The sequence below is a fragment of the Marinobacterium marisflavi genome (assembly GCF_982447095.1).
The window spans coordinates 1,936,004-1,955,460 of the sequence record NZ_OZ457898.1 but is presented as its reverse complement, the minus strand read 5'-3'; the positions used below and the strand labels follow the sequence as shown (position 1 = coordinate 1,955,460).

Below are 19,457 nucleotides of genomic sequence, written 5' to 3'. Positions count from 1 at the left end.
ATTATAAGGTAATCGATCGATTTTGGTTCGCCGCTTTTCTTAAACACTAGGCTGAGCGATGTTTCAGCAGCTTATGCAGTTCATCGACAATGATCAGAATTAAAGCGATGCCAAGCAGGGTGAACCAGGTGGTCAGGTCAACCGGTTCCAGATCCAATAGAGATGAGAGCCCAGGCGTCTGCATAGCAATGATATGAATACTCTGTGCGGCCAGCATTCCGCCGATCAAAAAGGGGTTGGTTAGCAGTGAAATTCTAAATATCGAATGTGTCTCAGAGCGGCTGTTGAGCACATGGACATTCTCAAACAGCACCATCAGCAGCAGCGTGATATTGCGAGCACTCTCCACATCAACGCCGTTGCCGATCTGCCAAGCGAATACTGCGAAGGCTAACCCACCCATAACCACTGCATTGATCAGCACGCGTTCTACCATCAAACGGTTAAATATCGGCTCCTTGGGTGGTCTTGGACGGCGTTTGAGCTCGTCACCCTCTTCAGGTTCAAAGGCGAGAGCCACATCCTGAATACCGTTGGTTACAAGGTTGAGCCAGAGTAACTGAATAGGGAAGAGTGGAATAGGTAAACCGAACAGCACGCTGAGGATAAACAGGGTGATTTCGGCTGCCCCGGTGGAGATCAGTAGAAAGATCACTTTGCGGATATTGTTGTAGACGATACGTCCCTGTTTGATCCCTTCGACAATTGAAGCGAAGTTATCATCGGTGATTATCAAGTCCGAGCTCTCGCGCGCGACATCGGTTCCCCGTTTACCCATCGCGATACCCACATGGGCGTTATGCAGTGCCGGCGCGTCATTAACGCCGTCACCGGTAACCGCAACGAACTCTCCGTCTTTGATGAGCTGCTGCACAATCTGCAGCTTCTGTGTGGGTTCAATACGTGCAAATACGCGGGTACTCGCCACCAGTCTACTGAGCGCTCCGCTATCGTCTTGCTTGTCCTGGGCAACAGCAGCGGCGATCTGTACACCGGTTACCGCCTCTGTTTGCTGATCCGCAATCTTCAACTCGCGCGCGATCGCTAGAGCGGTTTGTGGATGGTCGCCGGTGATCATTGCTACCTCGATATGCGCCGCACGACACTGGGCCACAGCATCGGCGGACTCTGCGCGCAGCGGGTCAATCATGCCGACTAAACCCAGAAAATCCAGGCCGGTAAGTTGCTCCTCAATGTCGATACTGGCATCCGCCTCACGACTGGCGCAGGCCAGCACACGCAAGCCGCGCTGAGCCATCGCGATGAGTTGCTGCTGAACCTCCAGCTGGACCGACTCACTGTTCGGGCACATCGCCAATACCTGCTCCATGCTGCCTTTGACCATCAGGCGTGGGCCGTCAGCGTATTGGTTTAGGCTGGCACTAAAGCCTCGCTCCGATTCGTACGGGATACTTTGTAGTTCAGTATGGCGATGCTGGAGTTCAATATGGTCTACACCGAATTTCGCCGCCAATACTAAAAAGGCTAGGTCCACACCATCTCCGTTGGCGATAAGCTCGCCCTCCACAAGCCGGTACTCGGCTTCATTTGTCAGCGAGGCACACTCAACAAGCGCCCGCAGTGGCTCGTCATCAACGCCTTCACCGTCCAGTGATTCAATCTCGCCATGCGCGTCCAGGCCCTCACCACTGACACGATAGCGTTGATTGTTCGCCAACCAAATCTCGCGAGCGGTCAGTTCGTTCACTGTCAGCGTGCCGGTTTTATCTGAGGCGATGTACGTGCATGAGCCTAGCGACTCAACGGCAACCAGACGGCGCACAATAACCCCCGCGCGCGACATACGACGCATGCCGATGGCCAGTGCGACGGTGATTGCAGCGGGTAAGCCTTCGGGAATTGCGGATACTGCCAGAGCAACGCCCATCAGGAAGACCTGCGCCAAAGGCTCGCCACGCGATAGTGTGATCAGAAAGAGTAGGGCGATAATTAGTAGAACAGCAACTGAAATTCTGAGTGTGAAGGCCTCTATGCGTTTCAGCAGTGGTGGCTTGGCGGTCTGCTCTTGGGTAATACTTTCAGCAATCTGTCCAAGCTGGGTCGCCATGCCCGTCTCTGTTACCTCCGCGTAGGCTCTGCCGTGCGTCACGATGGTGCCGGCAAAGAGTCTATCGCGTTGTTCTGCCAGTGACAGTGAGGGTTGTTCAAGCGGTGTGGCTGACTTCTCTGCCGCAACCGATTCGCCAGTTAGCAGCGACTCATCAACGAGTAGATCCTGACAACGTACCAGCCGCATATCCGCGCCCACACGGTCGCCGCTGACGAGCATCACCAGATCACCCGGTACCAACTGGCTCACGTCAACGCGCAGCGTTACGCCGTCGCGGATAACATTAGCGAACTGAGGCACCATCGAGCGCAGTGCGGCTGCCGAGCGTTCAGCCGAGTGCTCTTGAAGGGTTCCGATCAATGCATTCAGCAATAGAACGACAAAGATAAAAAAAGCATTAACCGTCTGTCCAAGCGCAAGCGAGACGACAGAGGCGGCGAGCAAAACATAGATAAACGGGCTTTTAAACTGGCTTAATGCGATAGAGAGCAGTGTCTGCTGGGCTTTTTGCGGCAGTTCGTTGGGGCCGAATTGCTCCAGCCGGTGAGCGGCTTCCCCTGCGCTTAGCCCCGTCTGTTCCATCGATATGTTCCATTTTGGCTGAATCTAGCAGCAGTATAGTCCAGATGCCCGTTCACTCAGCTTTCAGCCGGTTGTGCCATACTAAAAGCATGAGACAGATCAAACTTTTTATCAGTTCATTAGTGTTGATAGCCAGCTCGGTTCAGGCGATGGATCTGCGCGACTGGAAAGAGCGCTCGTTTGACGGCAACACTGACTATTCGCATGACGGCACGGCTATTCGTGGCGAGACTCGCGGCACAGCCTCGGTGCTTTATAAAGAGGAGAAGATCGACCTCAGCAAGACGCCTGTCGTGAACTGGCGTTGGAAGATCTCAAATACCTATGGCACCGAACATAATGAGCAGAGTAAATCCGGTGATGACTATCCAGCCAGGCTCTATGTGGTGGTGAAAACGGGATTCTTACCCTGGCAAACTCTCGCGCTCAACTATGTCTGGTCATCGAATCAGCCGATGGGTACCAGCTGGAAGAACGCCTTTACCGACAAAGCAGTGATGGTGGTGCTTGACTCGGGCGAGGAGAATATTAACCTCTGGCAGTCTCATAGCCGCAATGTGATTGAGGATTTCAAAACCTACTTCGGCGAAGAGGTTGATACGTTGGATGGCTACGCCATTATGGTTGATGGCGATAATACCGGGCAGAGTACTACGGCTTGGTTTGATGCAATTGAATTTACAGGCGAATAGCCCGTTGAGTGTTTAGGCTTAGTCCCAGACTTCTCGCAGCGGCTCGCCGAAGTCGTCGTAGATCACTTTACGCTGCGGCTTGCGCAGCTTCTTCAGCAGGCCGGGCTTCTCTTTGGCGACACGGCGCGCATCGATGGTCTGCAGCACTTTATCGCAGGGGGTGCGACTCTCTTTGGGCTTACCGTCATGGAATACCGGGCGAATCAGATTACCTTGGGTTACGCCGCTGAGCCCGCGAGGAATCTGCTTAACCTCACCGCCGGCGCGCACGTACGCATCCATCTGAGCTTGCAGCTCAGCACGAATTTCGGCTTTGGTTTTGCGGTTAAACAGCATTCAGACTCTCTCAAAGTGCGTTGCGAAACTGGTTACTAGTCTAGCAAAGCCTCAGACCTATCGAAACATTATCAGGAAGATTTGGTTAAATTTTAATCAATCTGCAATAGAGCAGTTCTTCTCAAGAAACTCGCGCGACAGCTCAAAGGTTTTAAGCTCGCGCGTAGTCGGGCAGGTGAAGGCTAATTTCACGGCAAACAGCTGCAAGCCCAGCTTGTTTTTATTGCCCTTGCCATACTTCGGATCACCCATGACCGGATGTTGAATTCGATCCAAATGACGTCGAATCTGGTGGGTGCGTCCCGTCAGAATCTCTACATCGAGCCAGCTGGTATTGCTGGCAGAGTCGTAGCTAAGTCGAGTGAAGCGAGTCTGTGCCGCTTTGCCATCAAGCTTTGTACTGATCTCGCCATGCGCGGGTGTCTCGCCCAGCGTCTGGCAGAGGTAGTGTTTGGTCACGCTGCGCTTTTGGAACTGCTCGGATAGGTTTGCGGCGATAGCCTGAGAGTGTGCCAATAGCATTAGCCCGGCCGTTTCCCGGTCGAGGCGGTGCACCACAAAGGCGGTGCGTTTGGGCTCAAGAGTCTGCTCGGCGATACGCTGAATCGACAGATGATCACACCAATCATTCCCTTGGGCGACAACGCCTGCGGGTTTAAACCAGACCGAGTAGCCGTTGGCGTCCAGCAGGCAGATAGCCCCCTGGGCTTTGCGAGCCAGAAGGGTCTCATCGTAGAAGAGTTCTAGCTTGTCGCGATTTTGCAGCACCTCTTTAGCGCGGCGCAGGCGCTTACGGGACTTGTTGTGGCGTTTTAGCCACACAGCCCCTTTGGTCATTGCGTCTTTGATTTTCTGTTTGGAGATGCCGGTGGCATCGGCCAGAAAATCGCAGGCGATCTGGCCGGCGGTTGTTGGGTCTATGGTGTAGGTTTGTTCTAGTTTCACAGCAGTTTCATACTTGGTTTGTCGGGAAATACGCTGCGCGTACATCCCTCCTACGTAGGCCGATGATTTAGAGGTGGTCGCGTCATTCTGCTATGCCGAATAAGCCTCCTACGTCGGAGTAGGAGGGATCTTCGTGCTGCGAAGGTCGCGACAGAATTATTCTTTCACACAGTCAATAAAGTACTGCTCGTTCTCGCGCACCAGGCCGTGACAATCGGTCTCAAACCCTGGGAACTGGGCATTGAACTCACGCACAAACTTGAGGTAATCAACAATCGTCTTGTTGAAGCGCTCGCCCGGAATTAACAGTGGGATTCCCGGTGGGTAAGGTGTGACTAGCATCGCAGTAGTACGACCCTCTAACTCATCTATTGAGACGCGCTCTACATCGCGGTGAGCCATCTTCGCCCAGGCATCAGCAGGGGTCATTGCTGGCTCGATGTTAGAGAGGTACATCTCGGTGGTGATCTTCGCCACGTTGTACTTGCGGTAGATGTTGTGCAACTGATGACAGAGATCGCGCAGGCCTACACGCTGGTAGCGCGGATGCTGTTTGGCGAACTCTGGCATTACACGCCACATCGGCAGGTTCTTGTCGAAGTCATCTTTGAACTGCTGCAGCTCAGTTACCATCGAATTCCAACGGCCTTTTGTGATACCGATAGTGAACATGATGAAGAAGGAGTAGAGCCCCGTCTTTTCAATGATGATGCCGTGCTCAGCCAGGTACTTGCTAACAATCGCAGCAGGGATACCCTCATCATCAAACTCACCGTGGATGTTAAGCCCGGGGGTGATAATGGTTGCTTTGATAGGGTCGAGCATATTGAAGCCCGACTTGATATCACCAAAGCCGTGCCAGGTGTCTTCGTCGTGGATAATCCAGTCGTCGCGGTCACCCAAACCCTCGTCAGCCCACTTCTCTGGGCCCCAGACCTTGAACCACCAGTCATCTTCAAACTCGTTAGCCACCTTGCGCATTGCGCGGCGGAAGTCGATCGCCTCGAGCAGAGACTCCTCAACCAGTGCCTGACCACCCGGAGGCTCCATCATCGCCGCCGCCACGTCACAGCTGGCGATAATCGCGTACTGCGGGCTGGTGGATGAGTGCATCAGGTAGGACTCGTTAAATCGGTAGGTATCCAGCTGACGGTTCTTCGCATCCTGCACCAGAATCTGTGACGCCTGTGACAGACCGGCCAACAGTTTGTGCGTAGACTGGGTTGCAAACACCAGGGTGTCGTCAGAGCGCGGACGTGCCTCGGTACCACCTATTGCGTGCATATGGTTGTAGAATGAGTGGAACGCCGCGTGCGGCAACCAAGCTTCGTCGAAATGCAGCGTATCAATGGTATCGCCGAGCATCTCTTTGATCGTCTCAACGTTGTACAGCACGCCGTCATAGGTACTCTGTGTAATCGTCAGCACACGCGGTTTCTTATTCGCAGCGTTTCGCGCAAAGGGGTTCGCTTCAATCTTCTTACGAATCGTCTCTGGGTCGAACTCGCTCTTCGGAATTGGGCCGATAATGCCGTAGTGGTTGCGCGTCGGCATCAGGAAGACCGGAATCGCACCACACATAATGATGGAGTGCAGAATCGACTTGTGACAGTTACGGTCTACGACCACGATATCGCCGGGTGCTACTGTTGAGTGCCAAACGACTTTGTTAGACGTTGAGGTGCCGTTGGTTACGAAGAATAGGTGGTCAGCGCCGAAGATACGCGCAGCATTGGACTCAGAGTCATGCACTGGGCCCGTGTGGTCCAGCAGTTGGCCTAGCTCCTCCACCGCATTACAGACATCAGCGCGCAGCATGTTCTCACCGAAGAACTGGTGGAACATCTGACCGACAGGGCTCTTCAAGAATGCCACGCCACCTGAGTGACCCGGACAGTGCCAAGAGTAAGATGAGTCACTGGCGTAATCCATCAGGGCGTTAAAGAACGGCGGTGCCAAAGAGTCGAGGTAGACTTTCGCTTCACGAATGATGTGACGCGCTACGAATTCTGGCGTGTCCTCAAACATGTGGATGAAGCCGTGCAGCTCGCGCAGGATATCGTTGGTTACGTGGCGCGAGGTCCGTGTCTCACCGTAGAGAAAGATCGGAATCTCAGCGTTGCGCTTGCGCACTTCGCCGATGAAATCACGGATGTTACCCAGAACCTGTGCGGAGAGGTCTTCAGACTCTCCGCTCTCAAACTCCTCATCGTCGACCGAGATGATAAAGCATGAGGCGCGGCTCGCTTGCTGTGCGAAGGCGGTTAGGTCGCCGTAACTGGTGAGGCCAGTGACGTCCATACCCTCTTTTTGAATCGCTTCGGCAAGGTCACGAATACCAGAACCCGAGATGTTCTCGGCGCGGAAATCTTCGTCAATAATGATGACGGGAAAACGAAATTTCATCCACAAACCCTAGTTGAGGTGGTGAAAAAATCCGCGCGCTGGCATCAGGGTAGAGCCTAGTCAGGCGGTCGCTTGGGGCACTCAGTAATTGAGCACTGGGTACCAGGTAATTTTAGCGCATTCTATCAGTGCTAGTCGGTAGGTAAAGCCTTGCGGGGCGGTTGGAGATCAATATTTAGCGAATACTGCCGCGTAGTGCCGAGGTTTTTATAGAAGCGATCAGTGTACTGCCCACCTCAATACCCAGCTTACGTGCAGATTTGCGGGTAATGCGCGCAATGAGTAGCTGATCGCCAATAGTTTCAAGCAGCACATGCTCGTGGCTAGAGCCGACCGACCAGCTCTCGCGCACAAACACAGGTATCTGGTTGAGTGCAGAGGTTTTGTGGCTCTTGTTCGACAGGGTGATATCTTCGGCCTGAATCAATACGCGTCTGAGACTTCCGGGGGTGCTGCTGGTGCAGGCGAACTCAAGATTTACACGATCGTTAAAGCGCAGCTCACACAGGCCGTATTCGCGATCTGAGCTGACCACCGGTAGGTCAAACTGCATGCAGGCGTCCTGGCGGTTGGCCAGCGGAAGATCCGGGTCGGTCAGGAGTGAGGACATGGGACCAGCGGCGATAACTTTGCCCTCATCAAGCAGGACCAGGCTATCGCCTAGGCGCGCCATCTCGGTTAGATCATGTGTGACATAAACCAGCGGGATCCTCAACTCCTGATGCAGGCGTTCAAGGTAGGGCAGAATTTCCGCTTTGTTCTTTGCATCCAGCGCAGAGAGGGGTTCATCCATCAGCAGTAGTGAGGGCTGCATCAGTAGCGCGCGAGCTATGGCTACACGTTGCTGCTGACCGCCCGAGAGGCTGTTCGGGTCGCGTTCGAGCATAGAGCCCAACCCTAGCAAACGGATAAGTTCATTGAACTCATACTCACTGGCTGGTTTGCTCGCACGTGTCATGCCGTAGCGTAGATTTTGCTCGACATTCAGATGTGGGAAGAGCCGCGGCGTCTGAAACACCATACCGATATCGCGCTCATGACAGGGTATAAACGCCTCGGCGCTCTGCCACACTTCATCACCCCAGCTCATCTGGGTGTGGTCGTACTGCTCTAGCCCTGCCAACATACGGAGCAGCGTTGTTTTGCCCGAACCTGATGGGCCGAAGAGAACGGTGATACCGGTCTCGGGAATTGAGAGTTCAAAGTCGAGTTTGAAGTCCCCGCGCTGCAACTGAGAGCTAAGTTTTATCTGACTCATAGCATCCCCTGTGAGCGGCGCTGCAGGCGCTGCATCACGAGTAGCAGTAGGAACGAGATCACCAGCATAATGCCAGAGAGCCAGTGTGCATTGGCCCATTCAAGTGTCTCTACCTGATCGTAGATAGCGATTGAGACCACCCGTGTCTCACCTGGAATATTACCGCCGATCAGCAAAACGACGCCAAACTCCCCTAGGGTATGGGCGAAGCCCAACACGGCCGCTGTTAATATACCGGGGCGCGCCAATGGCAGTGCGACGGTAAAGAAAGCGTCGATGGGGTTGGCTCGCAAGGTAGCTGCCGTCTCCAAGGGTTCAGGGCCGATGGCAGCAAAAGCATTTCGTACCGGTTGGATAACAAAAGGGAGGGAGTAGATCACCGAACCGATCACCAGACCGGTGAAGCTAAACGGTAATATCAGTCCGAAAGTGTTATCCAGCCAACTTCCCAGCGGCGACTCGGGTGACATCACCAATAATAGATAGAAACCGATCACCGTCGGTGGCAACACCAGTGGCAGTGCCACTAGGGTGTTCAGGGTATCGATAAACCAGCCGCGACGCTGGGCTAACCACCAAGCAAAGGGAATGCCCAGTACTAGCAGCACTAGCGTACTCACTAGCGCAAGCTTAAGCGTTAACCAAATTGGCTCAAACAGGGACAACTCAGCCATCCTGTGGCTCCAACAGATAGCCATCGTCCAGAATAATCTGACGCCCTTTGGTCAGCATCCACTGCTGGAACTGGCGCGCAAGTTCGGGCTGTTTTGTCCGTTTCACAATCACCATCTGCTGTTCAATCGGCTCGTAATTTTCCGTGGGTATCAACCAACTGCTCCCGCTCTGTTGCGCCAAAACTAGGCTGTACGCGACTAGGCCTAGTTCAGCTGCGCCGGAATAGACCAACTGAAAGGTCTGGCTTATGTTCTCGCCTCGCACACGCAGGCTCCCAAGAGAGTCTAGATCTAGGCTCTTCAAGGCTTGCTCAGCGGCGCGGCCGTAAGGAGCAGTTTTAGCATTGGCCAGAGCCAGTCGTTTGGGCGGATTAGATTGGAGTACATCAAAGCTGATCTCAATCCCCGCCTCTCTGCTCCAAAACGCCAGCTGTCCCCGTGCATAAGTCATACGGCTCTCGGGCAAAATTCGACCCTCGCTCTCCAGTAGCCTCGGGCGTTCGCTGTCCGCTGCAAGAAAGAGGTCATAGGGTGCGCCTGCGCGGATCTGGGTGTAGAGCTTCCCGGTCGAACCGGAACTCACCTTTACACGATGCCCAGTCTCGTAGGCGAACGTGTCAGCTAGTTTCTCTAGGGTAATCAGAAAATTGGACGCAACAGCGACACGCAGCTCTGCAGCCTGCAACGGCAGGCTCAAAGCAAGCAAAAGAGACAGTGTAACGCGCAGCATGCAAATCAAAGTGAACTCGTGTCCAGAGACAGGTTAAGATGCCAAGCGGCTGATTATACAGTGAATTTAAGTCACTGCTAATTTATCCCTGAGGTGACACTTATACCGCTCTCTCTTTTAGGCTAGAATCGAGCGCTAATGATTAGAAAAGTAGTGGGTCGTTGCGGCACTGCTACAGAGATTTTAAGGCCAGATTTAAGTGCTTTTTAGTAAGTTACCCGAAGATATATTCTCGCCACTCTCCGGGCAGAACCGTCAGGTTTACCAGGCTGTACTGCTTGAACTGTCGGACCTCTTCTTCGATGAAGACCTGATCGATCCATTTATACCCAAGGATATGGTGCGCTCGACTATCGAGGGTGCGGTGGTACGTCTCGGCGTCCGCCGTTGGGTCGCGGAGTCTGAAGAGGAGACGGAGCTGCCCAGCAGTAGCGCCGACTACACCAATCGCATCTACCGCCGTCTTGTGCAGACCGGTTGGCTCGAGGAAGAGCAGAAGATCTACCGCACCTATGTGCTACTGCAGCCATCGGTGAGCTATCTGATGCGCTCGTTAGTCTCCATCGCGCGTTTCGAAAAACGCAGTTATGGTGGCGCCGTTCTGAACGTGCTCTCCTCACTCGAAGCGGCGATCAACGATCCGCTCGGTCGAGGCATTACACTGTCTGAGGCTTCAGAGACTGCGGCCGAGTTTAGTGCGCATCTGACTGATATGCTCTTGGGTCTGCGTGAGCTAAAGATCAATCTGGCTGAGAGTCACAACCCACAAGAGATTGTGCGCGGCTTCTTCGAGCGCTTTGTTGAACAGATTCTGGTCTCTGACTACAAGACACTGAAGACTAAGAACAACCCCTTCCGTTTCCGCCGGCAGATTCTGTCGATACTGCGCGATCTACAGTTCGATACGCTCAAGCTCGAGCAGCTGACGCAGCACTATCAGATGCAGTACGAAGTGGAGCAGGAGACGGCCGAGGCGATGGTGCATCAGCACATCAGCCGTATCATTCGTATCTTTGAGTCAGTGGATCTGCGCCTGCAGGCGATTGATGATTTCCGTTACCAGCTCGAGAAGCGCGTCGCCGATACCGTGCGCTACATGGACAAGACCACGCCGGGTATGGCGTCGCGTCTGTCGCGTTTGATTACCCAGCTCGGTCAGAAAGATGGCCGCGAAATTCCGCCGGTTCGCACGCTCGATCAGTACGGTTTCATTTCGCCTATCAGTATCCGCTCACCCATCAAGCGTCGTGTGGCGACTGAACCGCGCGTAATTACGCAGCAGCAGATCGATCCGAAAGTGCTGCGTCAGCGCGAACTATTCAAAGAGTGGAAAGCGCGTCGTGAGGTGAAGGTGGATCGTATTGAGGCCTACCTAGAACGCCACTTCGAAGCGGGTCAGCAGCAGATTGCGGCAACCGATTTTGCGATCGACTCGATTGAGGACTACATCTGCTTCAGTTACGTCCGACACCTTAATTCCCTCGGTAAAAAAGCGCGCAAGACCGCGGCGCGCTACCAGATAGAGTTTGATGATAGCTACGTTTGCGTCGCCGACATGGTTGAGTGCCGTGGCTTTACGATTCACAGGAGCAATGCCTAATGCTTGCTGATTTAAAGAGAGCGCTAGAGCGCAACGAGAAAGCCACCGAAGATGATTTCGTGCGCGCCGCTAATCAGATTTTGACCAATCAGTTTGTCTACGCTGATAAACCGTCGCAGCGTGACCTCTACTTTTTGGTGTCACACAATATCGATTACTTCCGTAACCTGTTCCGCGCGATTGGCTGGACGCTGGTTTACCAGCCGGATGAGGCCTATCTCGGCATTATCCCGGCGGCTGAAGAGCGCGTGATGCGCCTCAAACTAGATGAGTCGCTGTTGCTGCTATGCGTGCGTCAGATCTACGAACAGAAGCTGGAAAACTTTGAGGTTGAGAGCGGACTGGCCTACACCAGCAGTGATGAGTTGCTGAACCTGTACGTTAGTCTGACCGGTAAAGAGATTCCCAACGAGACGCGTCTAAAAGAGATCCTCTCGCTGATGTCGCGTCACGGCCTGATAGATCGCGGCCGTCCTGATGAAACTGACCCCAAAAATGTACCGCTGAGTATCTATCCAACTGTGCGTCAGGTGGTTATTGAGGATTATATTCGTCAGCTCGAAGCGCTTTGCGATACCGAAAACCGTGATATGGAGTTGAGCTCCGAAGAGACTGACGCCGAGTTGATTGAAGAGGGTGCAGCCGAAGTAGAGGCAGGAAACGCTGCCGAGGACGGCACCCAGAGTGCGGACGAACAGGCAGACTCTGCTACAGAGGAAGTGAACGCCGAGAAAGCGGACGCACAGGAGGCGAACGATGAAACAGCTTAATCGTCTAGTCATGGTTAACTGGTATGTCTTGGGCGCCCAAGAGATACCGATCAAAGGTAGCGTTGCGATTGTCGGTCCCAACGGCTCGGGTAAGTCGTCACTGCTGGATGCGATGCAGACCATCCTGATGGGTGGCCACAAACGCCATTTGAGTTTCAACGCCTCAGCGGGCGAGAAATCAGAGCGCTCACTGCGCACCTACTGCTTGGGTTATCTGGATGACGGCGGTAAGGCTGCAAGTGCTCGTGAAGATTCAATCACCTACTTGGCGATGAGTTTCTTTGATACTGAGACAGCGAAAGAGAGCTGTGTCGGTATCGCCATTAGTGCATCGACTGCTAGCGCAGAAGAGGAGATCTTGGGGCGTTTTATCCTGCCAGACTTCTCCGTATCGCTCGATGATTTCACAGTAAAACAGGGCAACGGCCGTATGCCGCGTCCTTGGCCTGAAGTGCGCGACTCACTGATGAAGCAGTGCCCAGATATGATTCTGGAGAAGCGTGCCAGCCGCTACATTCGAGAGCTGGTGACGCATCTGAGTCACGATGCCGCGATGCCGAATGATGATGATAAGTTCATCAAAAACTTTAAGAACGCGCTGAAGTTTGTCCCTATCGATAGTCCAACACGCTTTGTGCGTGAGTTTGTGCTGGATGAAAACGTGGTACACGTCGGTGCCTTCCGCAAGTCACTCGATGAGTACCGTGCGATGGAGGCCAAAACCAAAGAGGTGGCCGATCGTATCGACGAGCTCGAGAAGGTGCAGGAGCTCTGCCGCGGTATCAGCCGTAATCTTAAGAATGCGGTTGAGTACGAGTGGGTGGTACATGAGACCCGCTTCGAAAATGCCGACCTGCGCAAAGAGGAGGCCGAAGAGCGTCTTGAGACTTGGCAGGAGCAGGAGACCGAGGTTCAAGAGCAGCTAACTGAGGTTGGCCAGCAGCTGAACCAAGTGATGCAGGACCTCGCTGATGCCCGAGCTGCGCTAAATAACACCGACTCAGCCCACCAGGTGAACGCACTCGAATCATCGATTCGTGCGAACCAGCATGAGCTCAATGTAGTGCAAGAGCGCATTCAGAAATCCTATTCACTGATGCGTACCGCGGTTGGATTTAACCACCATCGCGACCTGCTGCCCGACGAGTTCAAGGCGTTAGTTGATCAGGCTGTTGAGCTCTGGCGCTCGGGCGAGAACCTGATGGCGGATGCTTGGCCGCATGAGCCGGTTGACGTTGATAATCTGCTGGATGCACTGCGCAAGCAGATTGAGAACGTGCGTCGAAAAGTTTCACGCCGTTTCGAAGAGTCGGTTATCCGTATCTCCGAGCTGCGTAACCAAATTCAGAGCCAGAAGTCTGCGGTTGAACAGCTACAGCAGGGGCGTGCGCCAGTGCGACGTAACACTGCTGAGCTAATGGAGCTGCTGGATGAGTATGGCATCGAGTCCACACCAATCTGTGAGCTGGTGGATATCACCGAAGATAAGTGGCGTATCGCGATTGAGTCCTTCCTGGGTGCGCGTCGTGAAGCGTTGATTGTTGATCCAGATCGCGTGAAAGAGGCGATCACGCTCTATCGTCGTAAAGGTCGCCACCTTAAGGGTTGTCGAATCATCAACACGACCAAGTCGGCTGATTGGGCCAACCGCTCTAAGCCAGGTACCTTGGCGAAGTTTGTTGAGACCGATAACGAGCACGCTATGGCCTACATGAACCGTGCGCTGGGCGGGGTGATGGCGGTTGAGACCGAAACTGAACTGCTGCGCCACGAGCGCGCACTGACCTATGACTGCATGCTGCAGACAGAGGGTTCAACTACATCAATCAACGAGATGACGCCAATCATGGGCATACGTCGTCGCGGTGATCAGTTGGCGCTGCAGGGTAAGCAGGTAGACGACATGATCAACGAGTTTACGCTGCTCGGTAAGCAGCACGACTCGTTGGAAAAACTGCGTGACGCGCTGATCAGTCTTGATGGTGGCCTGACGCAGGTAAACGAAAAAGTGTTCGATCTGGTACAGCAACGTAAGCAGCTGACGCACCAGATTGAGGGGCATCAGCAGACGATCACCGATCTGCGGAACCATGATGACTCCGGCATCCAGCAGCGCATCGCTGACCTGGCGAACCTGCAGAAAGAGACAGAACAGCAGCAACAGCTGTTGATGGATAAGCTGCAGAAGGCGCGCACCGGTCTGATTAAAGATGGTGCCCAGCTTGAGGTGCTTGAGAAAGATCTTACCGAGCACGCCGAGGCGCGTGCCAAGTGTGAAGGCAATGCTGAGTTTGACCCGCAATCTGCGCAAGAGAAGCGCGACTACCTGGATGAGAGCTGTGGCGGTGAGCTAGAGCGCATCATCTTTGAAGCGGCCAAAAAGGCTCAGTCTGAATTGTCGCTGCATGAGCGCAAGAAGAATGGTGTACGCGACGGCGTCGCCCAGTACAAGGCGCGTCATCACGGCGGTGGTCTGAGTCACCAAGAGCTCGACAAAGTTGGCCCTGACTCAACCCACGCCGAGCTTGAGCAGTATGTAAACGAGACGGTCGACTCGCTGAAAGAGTCGGAGCTGGCGCAATACACCGCTAAGGCGGAACGTGCGCGGATGGAGGCTGAGTCAGCCTTCCGTTCTGACTTCGTTGCTCACCTGAATGACCAGATCAACAAGATCCGGGATCTGATTCGTGAACTGAACTCGCATCTTAAGAACCGCCCGTTCCACAAAGAGATGTACAGCTTTGAGATGACGCCAAACCCAGAGCTCAAAGAGATTCTGGAGTTGGTAGAGGCATACACTAGCCTGGATTCGGCCAATGTGGGTTCACTCTTCGATATGAAGTTTGATCAGGACACCCGCCACAAGTCGGCACTTGAGCGGATTCATGATGTGCTCAAGGATGAGGGCGAGTCGAGCCTGCTGCAGGATTACCGTAACTTCTACAACTTCGAATTGGTGGTTAAGGATCTGGACGGCAACCGTAAGACAACGCTGACGCAGCGTATCAAAACCGGTTCGGGTGGTGAGCACCAGGTGCCGTTCTACGTTGCAATGGCAGCGGCACTGGGTGCCACCTACCGTTTGAAAGAGGGCGGTGATGGCCGGCCTGTAGGTGGCTTTAGCCTGTCGGTATTCGATGAGGCGTTCAACAAGCTCGACTCGGAGAATACCGTGACTTCACTCGGCTTTATGAGCGACCTGGGTCTACAGACCATCATCGCTGCACCGGATGAGAAGTACTCGCTGCTCTCAACCTGCATGGACACAATCGTTAACGTCTGCCGTGATGGCCGTGTAGTGGATGTGGATGTTGAGTTTCCGACTGATCTGGGCAAGGCGCTGCTGGCGTCTGACAGCCCCAAAAAGCTGATGGCCGAAGAGGACGAAGAGTTCGAAGAGGAGTTGCTGTAGGGGCGATCTGCGGTGCAGCCGCATGTTCGCGACAATCTCGTCGGGTCGGGAAATCCGCTTCGCGGACATCCCTCCTACAACCGTACCTTAAAATTCGCGCTGGGCCGTTCTGGGTGCTCCACCCGAACGGTCCCATCTCGGGAATACCGGACTTCCCAGCCTTCAGGCATATCCTGAGCTTCCAGCAGCCAATGTAGCGGTGCCAACACTGACTCCCACTCTTCGATTTTGCGCCAAGCAACTAGCGAGCAGACCGCATCAAGTGAGTCGATAGCCATGATATCTGTTGGCTCAGGCCAGGCCCCTAAAGCCGCCTCAGAGTAGAGCTGCTGCTCCCTCGGAATCGAGCGGCGTACAGTCAAATCAGGGCTCCAATCGCTAAACCCTTTATCTCGCACTGTTGAGCCTGGCTCTAGGCTATCCAAGCCGGCAACGAGCTTTTTTAACGACCAGTTACAGCGGCTGATAATCTCCCATACGGGCTCCAGCGTTGTTCGTGAGCCTAGTGTGTAGCGAATCGCCTTCTGCTGGTCGAAACGAGTCAGCTGCAGGTAGGTGGTCTGCAGGTCTATTCGGCAGTTAGGTGTGCGCACTTGGGCGTAAGAGCGCTCACGCTGAAAGAACTCAATCCACTGTTTACGGTTTTCCAGCGCTGGCAGGATAGGAATCATCATCGCTTTAGTGTAGTTTTTGTAATAAGTTTATAACTACTTTTTTACGGGCCCGCTGTTTATCGCGGACCGACGGCTAGGATAACAGATGAAACTACTGAACCGCTCCGGTTTATCAATTCGACCGCTCCAGCCCTTTGCGGACTGGTTGCAGGGTTTCAACGCTGAAGCGCCGTCGCTGGACGAGCTTCGGGCTGAGGCGATGCTCTACCTAATTGATGAGGTTGAGGCCGAGGAGGATTTCGCCAAAGCGATAGATCGTCACTGGCGTACCATCTTTGAGAATGAGTTAGAAGCCTGGGATGAGTTTGGTGACAACTGGCCCGAACCTTTAACACCTGAGATGTTTGAGGTCTGGTTTGAACTCGATATTCAGTTGATGAGCTTCGATTTGAGTGACGCTGCTCTGATGCGTGCGCCGTTGAAAAGTTAAGGGTACGAATGCGATGAGTAATAACCAAGCCCTAGAGTGGCATCCGCAGCGCGGCGCGTTGATCAATGAACTGCATTCGCGGCCCTTTCGCGCTATTAACAGTGGTACGTCAATTACCCATCTGGCGCTGCTCAGCGATGAGTCGATCAAAGAGGCACAGGCGCAACATCTGCAGTCGCTGATTGAAGAGTTGGGAGCTGACCATAGTGTATCGTCAGGCGCGCTGAACTCCTTCTCCATCGGTAGTTTCGATGTTCGCATGGAGCGCCACCTCGAATTTACGAGTCTTACATTTACTGATGGCACTCAGCAGACGCTGGAGCAGCCTTTTGATAAGACAGCGCTCGAGCGCCTGCCACAGGGTTGGCTGGAGCAGATGCCGGGCACTGTGGTCGCCGCTTTCCATGTGCGGGTTGACGATGCTACCGATCCGCTGCCTACACCGGATGAGGTGCGCCCTCTATTTAATGATCAGATGCTGGTAGGGAGCTCGCCGCTAAGCGGTCAGGCTCAGGTATGGACTAGTTTCCGGTTGCATGAGGGTGGATTTGGTCGTTTTTTGGTGCTCAACCGATCCCTGTCAGTTACACAGCTGGGGCGGATGGTACAGCGCACGATTGAGGTTGAGACCTACCGTATGATGGCACTATTAGGTTTTCCTGATGCTCGGGCGCTGACGCCGGTGCTGGCGCAGATGGATAACCAACTGGTTGCACTGACCAATCGCCTGGCCGATAACAATGATGATGACGATGCCGGCATTCTTCGCGAACTCACCGATATGGCAGCGTCAATTGAGGCACACCGTGCACGCACAAGCTTTAGGGTTAATGCGACACGTGCCTATCACGACATCATGCTAACCCGCCTCGACGAGTTGCGGGAAGATGAAGTCTCGGGCCATCTGACCATGCGCGAGTTCCTGACTCGCCGACTCTCTCCTGCTGTGCGCTCGAGTGAAACAATGCAAAAGCGCCTCGATGACCTCTCTACTCGAATTCATCGTACCTCTGTGATGATGCGTACTCGCGTTGAGTTGGCGATACAGAATCAGAACCGCGAGCTGCTTGGCTCAATGGATCGCCGCTCTAAGGTACAGTTGATGATGCAGCACACAGTGGAGGGGCTCTCGGTCGCCGCAATCAGCTACTACCTGGTCGGTTTGGTAAAGTATCTGACCGATGCCGCAGCCAGTTCCGGTGTGCAGTTTGATAAGAGTCTAGTGACAGGCATCTCTGTGCCGATTATTCTTGGCTCAGTTTTTTATGTGACCCGCCGTATTCATCGCCGTTTTCATGAGCTGGCAAAAGAGGAGCGGGGCGCATCTTAGTGTGCAGAGTAGACGTGTTTTGTGGAGTAGCAGTGATGAGTGTTGAACAGCAGATTGAAGAGAAATTAACCGCCGGCCTTAGCTTGCAGGTGTTGGATATCGTCAACGAGAGTCATATGCACTCTGGCACACGCATGGATACTCACTTCAAACTGGTCGCTGTCAGCGATGACTTCGCTGGGAAACGACTCATTCAGCGTCATCAGGCGATCTTTGGCTTGCTCGGAGATCTGATGCAGAACCCGATTCACGCCCTCTCGATGCACCTCTACACAGCCGATGAGTGGGAAGAGCGTGCCGGTGAAGTACCGCTGAGCCCTAAATGTTTGGGTGGTTCCAAACATGATAAGCAGAAACAGACCAAGCACTAATCAGTCCTCAATCCTTCCGACTCATGTCCGAAGAGAGCGCTCAGCAGAGTAGGCAGCGTAAGGTCATCCATGTCGATATGGATGCCTTTTACGCCAGTGTTGAGCAGCGCGATAATCTCGATTTGCGGGGTAAGCCGGTTGCCGTGGGAGGTGGTTCTAAGCGCGGTGTTGTTGCCGCGGCGAGTTATGAGGCGCGCAAGTATGGTGTGCGTTCGGCCATGCCCTCCGTCAGTGCACAGAAGCGCTGCCCCGACCTTATCTTTGTTAAACCCCGCTTTGAGGTCTACCGCGAGATCTCGCAGGCCATCCGATCGATTTTTCGCCGTCACACAGACTTGATTGAGCCTTTGGCGCTCGATGAGGCTTATCTTGATGTCACCGAAGACAAGCTAGGGATCGGTAGTGGAACCCTGATTGCCGAGCAGATTAGAGCCGAGATTCTTGCCGAGACAGGACTAACCGCTAGTGCGGGTGTGAGCTACAACAAGCTGCTAGCCAAACTCGCCTGCGAAGAGAACAAGCCCAACGGTCTGTTTGTCATACGACCCGAGCAGGGAGCCGACTATATCGCCGGCTGTGATGTCGCAAAGATTCATGGTGTTGGGCCCCGTACAGCTGAACGAATGCATGAGCTGGGTATCTTTACCGGTGCTGACCTGCGCGAGCGCTCGTTAGACGAGCTTCGATCGCGTTTTGGCAAATCATCGGGCTATTTCTACAACGCTGCCAGGGGTATAGATAATCGGCCCGTTCGAGTTAACCGAATACGTAAGTCAGTGGGTGCTGAGCGCACCTTTTTTGAGGATATTCGAACGGAAGAGCTGTTAACGGCTGCAATTGAACGCGTTGCGGATGAGGTGTTCGCTAGGTCAGATCGAATTCATCTGCGAGGCAAAACAGCGACACTGAAGATAAAGTATCAAGACTTTGAACTGCACACTCGACAAGCCAGTTTCAGTGATCCGATCGACTCGGCTGAGGCGCTCAAGCTGGCCGCACTGGCTCAGATGCAGAAGTTTCTGCCACTTGAGCGGGGTATACGCTTAGTCGGTGTATCGCTATCCAATTTAGTAGAAGATGATGAGATCGGTCAGGATCCTCAACTCAATCTAGAACTCTAGTCAGTACAAAAATTAACCAAAAGCCGGGTTTGCAAAGGCTGTTTTCAGAGAGTAG

16 protein-coding genes are annotated in these 19,457 nt (G+C 53.8%); 8 read left to right on the top strand and 8 right to left on the bottom strand.

Annotated features, from left to right (window positions below; genetic code table 11):
• Positions 1-46: 46 nt before the first annotated feature.
• Positions 47-2,653, bottom strand: a complete 2,607-nt coding sequence (locus tag AC1WNR_RS09675; RefSeq protein WP_481644284.1) for a cation-translocating P-type ATPase — start codon at positions 2,651-2,653, stop codon at positions 47-49.
• Between the two features lie 122 nt (positions 2,654-2,775).
• Here AC1WNR_RS09675 and AC1WNR_RS09670 point away from each other — a divergent pair, with 122 nt between their 5' ends.
• Positions 2,776-3,345: a DUF3047 domain-containing protein gene (locus tag AC1WNR_RS09670; protein ID WP_481644283.1), complete on the top strand. Its 570-nt coding sequence runs from the start codon at positions 2,776-2,778 to the stop codon at positions 3,343-3,345.
• Between the two features lie 18 nt (positions 3,346-3,363).
• Here the strand turns inward: AC1WNR_RS09670 and AC1WNR_RS09665 are convergent, their stop codons facing one another.
• The 6 genes from AC1WNR_RS09665 to modA all read right to left on the bottom strand — a co-directional run bounded on the left by AC1WNR_RS09665 (position 3,364) and on the right by modA (position 9,694).
• The gene (locus AC1WNR_RS09665; RefSeq protein WP_481644282.1) at positions 3,364-3,681 is read right to left on the bottom strand and encodes a hypothetical protein; all 318 of its coding nucleotides are present in this window, start codon (positions 3,679-3,681) and stop codon (positions 3,364-3,366) included.
• A gap of 96 nt (positions 3,682-3,777) precedes the next feature.
• Entirely contained in the window at positions 3,778-4,626 is an 849-nt protein-coding gene (locus tag AC1WNR_RS09660; protein ID WP_481644281.1) for an RluA family pseudouridine synthase, read from the bottom strand.
• 156 nt (positions 4,627-4,782) lie between these two features.
• A complete protein-coding gene (locus tag AC1WNR_RS09655; RefSeq protein ID WP_481644280.1) occupies positions 4,783-7,032 on the bottom strand; it encodes an Orn/Lys/Arg family decarboxylase in 2,250 nt (749 codons plus the stop codon).
• A gap of 175 nt (positions 7,033-7,207) precedes the next feature.
• On the bottom strand, positions 7,208-8,290 hold the full coding sequence (gene modC, locus AC1WNR_RS09650; RefSeq protein ID WP_481644279.1) for a molybdenum ABC transporter ATP-binding protein: 1,083 nt from the start codon (positions 8,288-8,290) through the stop codon (positions 7,208-7,210).
• Positions 8,287-8,964, bottom strand: a complete 678-nt coding sequence (gene modB, locus AC1WNR_RS09645; protein ID WP_481644278.1) for a molybdate ABC transporter permease subunit — start codon at positions 8,962-8,964, stop codon at positions 8,287-8,289. The genes modC and modB overlap by 4 nt, the downstream gene beginning before the upstream one ends.
• Positions 8,957-9,694 carry a molybdate ABC transporter substrate-binding protein gene (modA, locus tag AC1WNR_RS09640; RefSeq protein WP_481644277.1) on the bottom strand — a complete coding sequence of 246 codons (738 nt, stop codon included), beginning with the start codon at positions 9,692-9,694 and terminating at the stop codon, positions 8,957-8,959. The genes modB and modA overlap by 8 nt, the downstream gene beginning before the upstream one ends.
• A gap of 199 nt (positions 9,695-9,893) precedes the next feature.
• Between modA and AC1WNR_RS09635 the strand changes: the two genes are divergently transcribed.
• The 3 genes from AC1WNR_RS09635 to AC1WNR_RS09625 are packed head-to-tail and all read left to right on the top strand — an operon-like array spanning position 9,894 to position 15,476.
• The gene (locus tag AC1WNR_RS09635) at positions 9,894-11,294 is read left to right on the top strand and encodes a Wadjet anti-phage system protein JetA family protein (protein WP_481644276.1); all 1,401 of its coding nucleotides are present in this window, start codon (positions 9,894-9,896) and stop codon (positions 11,292-11,294) included.
• The gene (locus AC1WNR_RS09630; RefSeq protein ID WP_481644275.1) at positions 11,294-12,064 is read left to right on the top strand and encodes a DUF4194 domain-containing protein; all 771 of its coding nucleotides are present in this window, start codon (positions 11,294-11,296) and stop codon (positions 12,062-12,064) included. The genes AC1WNR_RS09635 and AC1WNR_RS09630 overlap by 1 nt, the downstream gene beginning before the upstream one ends.
• Positions 12,051-15,476 carry an SbcC/MukB-like Walker B domain-containing protein gene (locus AC1WNR_RS09625; protein WP_481644274.1) on the top strand — a complete coding sequence of 1,142 codons (3,426 nt, stop codon included), beginning with the start codon at positions 12,051-12,053 and terminating at the stop codon, positions 15,474-15,476. The genes AC1WNR_RS09630 and AC1WNR_RS09625 overlap by 14 nt, the downstream gene beginning before the upstream one ends.
• 74 nt (positions 15,477-15,550) lie before the next feature.
• Here the strand turns inward: AC1WNR_RS09625 and AC1WNR_RS09620 are convergent, their stop codons facing one another.
• Positions 15,551-16,150 carry a hypothetical protein gene (locus tag AC1WNR_RS09620; RefSeq protein WP_481644273.1) on the bottom strand — a complete coding sequence of 200 codons (600 nt, stop codon included), beginning with the start codon at positions 16,148-16,150 and terminating at the stop codon, positions 15,551-15,553.
• 85 nt (positions 16,151-16,235) lie between these two features.
• Here AC1WNR_RS09620 and AC1WNR_RS09615 point away from each other — a divergent pair, with 85 nt between their 5' ends.
• From AC1WNR_RS09615 to dinB, 4 genes are read left to right on the top strand one after another with little or no spacing between them, the layout of a single operon-like run.
• A complete protein-coding gene (locus tag AC1WNR_RS09615) occupies positions 16,236-16,580 on the top strand; it encodes a hypothetical protein (protein WP_481644272.1) in 345 nt (114 codons plus the stop codon).
• 13 nt (positions 16,581-16,593) lie between these two features.
• Positions 16,594-17,910, top strand: coding sequence for a DUF3422 family protein (locus AC1WNR_RS09610; protein ID WP_481644271.1), 1,317 nt, complete (start codon positions 16,594-16,596; stop codon positions 17,908-17,910).
• Positions 17,911-17,945: 35 nt separating this feature from the next.
• Complete coding sequence (locus AC1WNR_RS09605; RefSeq protein WP_481644270.1) at positions 17,946-18,281, top strand: BolA family protein; 336 nt, start codon at positions 17,946-17,948, stop codon at positions 18,279-18,281.
• 23 nt (positions 18,282-18,304) lie between these two features.
• The gene (dinB, locus tag AC1WNR_RS09600; protein ID WP_481644269.1) at positions 18,305-19,402 is read left to right on the top strand and encodes a DNA polymerase IV; all 1,098 of its coding nucleotides are present in this window, start codon (positions 18,305-18,307) and stop codon (positions 19,400-19,402) included.
• Positions 19,403-19,457 lie beyond the last annotated feature (55 nt).